4 protein-coding genes are annotated in these 3798 nt (G+C 60.3%); 1 reads left to right on the forward strand and 3 read right to left on the reverse strand.

Features of this window, described 5'->3' with window-relative positions; all coding sequences use genetic code 11:
- From DBR30_RS18355 to DBR30_RS18365, 3 genes are all read right to left on the reverse strand, one after another.
- The coding region (locus DBR30_RS18355) for an efflux RND transporter permease subunit (protein ID WP_146181391.1) at positions 1–361 on the reverse strand (361 nt) is incomplete at its 3' end.
- Positions 362–434: 73 nt separating this feature from the next.
- On the reverse strand, positions 435–1967 hold the full coding sequence (locus DBR30_RS18360; protein WP_181363624.1) for an efflux RND transporter periplasmic adaptor subunit: 1533 nt from the start codon (positions 1965–1967) through the stop codon (positions 435–437).
- A 296-nt stretch (positions 1968–2263) separates the two neighbouring features.
- Complete coding sequence (locus DBR30_RS18365) at positions 2264–2764, reverse strand: hypothetical protein (RefSeq protein WP_108541981.1); 501 nt, start codon at positions 2762–2764, stop codon at positions 2264–2266.
- A gap of 393 nt (positions 2765–3157) precedes the next feature.
- Here DBR30_RS18365 and DBR30_RS22540 point away from each other — a divergent pair.
- Positions 3158–3798: OmpP1/FadL family transporter (locus tag DBR30_RS22540; protein ID WP_258224496.1), on the forward strand; the 641-nt coding region annotated here is incomplete at its 3' end.

Consider the following 3798-nt stretch of genomic DNA (forward strand, 5'->3'; position numbering starts at 1 on the left):
GGTTGGGGGCAACCTGGCTCAGGTATTCCAGCACCCGGGCGCGGGCCCAGTAGAGGTCGGTGTTGTCGTCAAACAGCACATAGACGAAGGAGTCGCCGAAGAAGGAGTAGCCGCGCACCGTAGTCGCCCCCGGCACCGCCAGCATGGCGGTGGTGAGCGGGTAGGTCACCTGATCCTCCACCACCTGCGGAGCCTGGCCTGGGTAGGAGGTCTTGATGATCACCTGCACGTCGGAGAGATCCGGCAGGGCATCCACAGGGGTCTGTTTGACCGACCAGAGCCCCCAGGCGGTGAGCATGAGGGTCAATAGCAGCACCAGAAAGCGGTTGCCGATTGACCAGCGAATAATCGACGGGATCATGATTGAACTCCTTTCTCACCAAGTACAGAGAGCGGAGAGCGGTTGCCTGCTAGGCATCGAATGATGGCAGGAGTCATGACTTCTTCTCCACCTCGGGCATCGTCATCTGATGCTGGCTATGGTCCATGCCTTCCATCTTTTCCATCTCATCCGTTCCACGCTTGGCGTCGCCGTCAGTAGCGGGTGCCTTCTCCTGATGGATGGTGGTGATGCGGTACTCATCCCCCTCCTGCATCACCTGCAGGTGCAGGGTCTGCCCCTCGACCAGCTTGCTGATATCGACCCCGTCGGCGACGGTGAACTCCATCTCCATGGCGGGCCACTGCCACTCGGGGATGGGCTGGTGGGAGACCATCAGGGTACGGTTGGCCAGATCGATGCTTTCAACCTCGCCCTGGGTCCACACCTGTGCAGGGCGCACTGCCGTCATACGCTGGAAGTCCGAATCGATGGCCGACTCGGAGTCGAGCAGGAACTGGGCCGAGCTGACTATGTTGTCACCCGCCTCCACCCCCGCCTTGATGGCAACCTTGTCGCCAAACTGGGGGCCGAGAGTGACGGCGACCGACTTGAAGTTGCCATCCCCCAACGCCAGCACCAGCCGATCCTGACTGCCGGTGCGGATCACCGCTTCGCTCGGCACCACCAGCTGGGGTTCCCCCTGCCCGGTGCGAATGCTCACCTTGGCAAACATATTGGGTTTCAAAAACTCGTCCGGGTTGTCAAAGCGCAGGCGCACCTTGAGGGTGCGGGTAGCTGCGTCCAGGGTCGGATAGAGGTAATCCACCTTACCTTGCCAACTGCGACCGGGGGCATAGTCGAGGGTCATGGTGACCGGATCCCCCACTTTCAGCTGGGCGGCTTGACGCTCGAACACCTCGGCACTGACCCACACCTGCTGGAGGGTGCTGATGTTAAAGAGCGCCGCAGCGGGCTCCACATACTGGCCCTCGCGCACCTTGAGCTCGGAGACATAACCGCTGCTGGGGGCGTAAATGCTGATGGTTTCGCGCACCTGACGGGTGCGCTTGAGGGCTGAGATTTGATCTGCCGGTACTTGCAGGGACTTGAGCTTGCCCTCGGCGGCGCGCAGCAGCAGCGGGTTGGCGGTGTTGAGTGCCAGCAGGTATTCGTGCTGGGCGTTGACCAGATCCGGCGCGTAGAGCTCGTAAATCAGGCTCCCCTTGCTCACCTGCTGCCCCTCGCTCTTGATGGCGAGGGTGCGGATCCAGCCTGCCATGCGGGCATTGACTGCCTCCAGCCTGTCCTCGTCATAACCGACATAGCCCACCGTCTCGATCTGCTGGTGGATGGGCAGTCGCTCGACCTTAGCCAGTCGCACCCCCAGGTTCTGCTGGATCTCGGGGCTGATGGTGACGGTGCCCGGCGAGCCGTTTTTTTGTTCCTCATAGACGGGGATAAAGTCCATCCCCATGTTGTCCTTGGCCGGGCCGTCGCGCTTGTCGCGGGGATCCATGGGGTTGACCCAGTAAAGGGGCGTCTTCTCTTTGGCGCTTGCGCCATCGGAGGTCTGTTTGGCGGCCCAGTAGCCGCCACCGGCTCCAAGGGCGAGCAGCAGGGCCGACATCAGGACGGTCTTGTTCATGACTGGCCTCCGGCGCGGGTCTGCATGCAGAAAGTGCAGGAGGGTAATGCGCCCGCGAAGGCAGCAACCTTGGACGGTGAAAAGTGGGCTGGTGACATAATACGTCTTCTCTTTTGCAGGCCGCCGGTCGGGTGAGGTGCAAAGCATCACCAAAGGAGCTGGCGGCAAACGGGGCGCAGCTGTATCAGTGCGCACGGCTCCCTGTGAGCGGACCGGTTTGGCCGGGGCACAGGGTCAGGCAAGGCGGCAGGAAACGGGCAAGTTAAAGCTTGCCTGTGCCGCAAGAGAAGGACTTTCTAGTGGCGTAACACCGACAGCATCAGATGTCGGCGTGGCCAGGAGGGAGGGTGAGTACCGCGCGAGCGCAGGAAGGGATCCCGCAACCAGTTATCAAGCAGTGACGCTGCGACGTTGTTGCCAAGCAGCAGGGGGAAGATCAGCAGGGCGACCAATACACCCAGCAGAGCCATCGCGCCGAAGGAGAGAGCATTGACGCCGGTCTGCATCTGGCACTCATCGCCCATGGCTGACCCCTCGCCTCCCTGATGGCAGGAGAGGGGCATGACATCGCCCGGGTGATCCATAGCGGGCATTGCATGAGAGATATCGCCATCCGCCATCGTCATGGATGAATCGAACATCACCATCGATTGGGCGCTGCTTGGGGTCGGCTCGGAGGAGAGGGGAGAACCATGCCAGCTGATGCAGAGGGTCAGATTGCAGACGAGCAGCAGCGCCAGCAATAGCCGGGCCAGAGCAACATAGGGCAATCTTGCAGCAAGCTGGGTGAGTGACAATCCGGGCATCCTTAGGGAGCAGATGGCGGGACTGTAAACCTTGCCACGAGGTGAAGGTCAATGGCGCCGGTGATGTGATAGAGGTGCTGTGTTGGGGGGAGGATATTTAAGCAATGCTTAACCATTGCGTATGCCTAACCCTAATGAAGCATGCCCCTCATCCCGTTAGGATGCCCCTGTCAGTTACCACGATGGCGTGATGGTTCAGTCTTTTGCTCCGGCATAAATAACTGCGGCAGGAGTGCTTGCCGACCTTATCCATCCCGTGACGCCATAAGCGAGCAGTATAAAGCCGCAGGTCTCCCGGATGCTGACAATCAAAGAGTCAAACCGTGTTTTTGAGCAGCACACCTTGCCGGGTGCTCACCATGTTCACTATTCAGGAGTATTGAAATGCAGCCACGACTGTTGTCGCTGATGCTTGCCGCTTTGCTGAGTCCATCAGCCATGGCTGGCGGCCTTGCCCTCTACGAGACCAGCACTGCCAACAGTGCGCTGGCCAACGCAGGGTCTGCCGCCCGTGCCCAAGGGGCAGATACTATCGCAAGTAACCCGGCCGGTATGACCAAACTGGAAGGTACCCAGTTGCAGGTCAATGGCGGTGTGGTATACGGCGACCTTGAGCTGGATCTGGACAACGGCGGTAACAACGGTGGAAATGCCCTGCAGACAGCGCCGCTCGGCAGCCTCTATCTGACTCATGCCATCGACGATCAATGGGTCGCAGGTATCGGCGTCTTTGGCAGTCACGGTCTGGGTATCGATTATGGTGATGGCTGGGATGGTCGTGGTTATACCCAGTCGGCCAAGCTGACCGGCATCGCCTTTGCTCCGAGTCTGGCGTACCGCATTGACTCAAATTGGTCGGTGGGAGCCAGCCTGATCGCCATGAATGGTTCGCTGGAAGCCTCTGTGGATCTGACGTCCGGGATGGGGGAAGGGCGGGAATTCTCCAACAGCGACTGGGCGTATGGCGCCTCCTTCGGGGTACTTTACGAGCTGGATCAGCACTCCCGTATCGGCCTGAGCTACTT

Origin of the sequence: Aeromonas sp. HMWF017, assembly GCF_003061465.1 — a bacterium.
GTDB classification, from domain to species: Bacteria; Pseudomonadota; Gammaproteobacteria; order Enterobacterales; family Aeromonadaceae; genus Aeromonas; species Aeromonas veronii.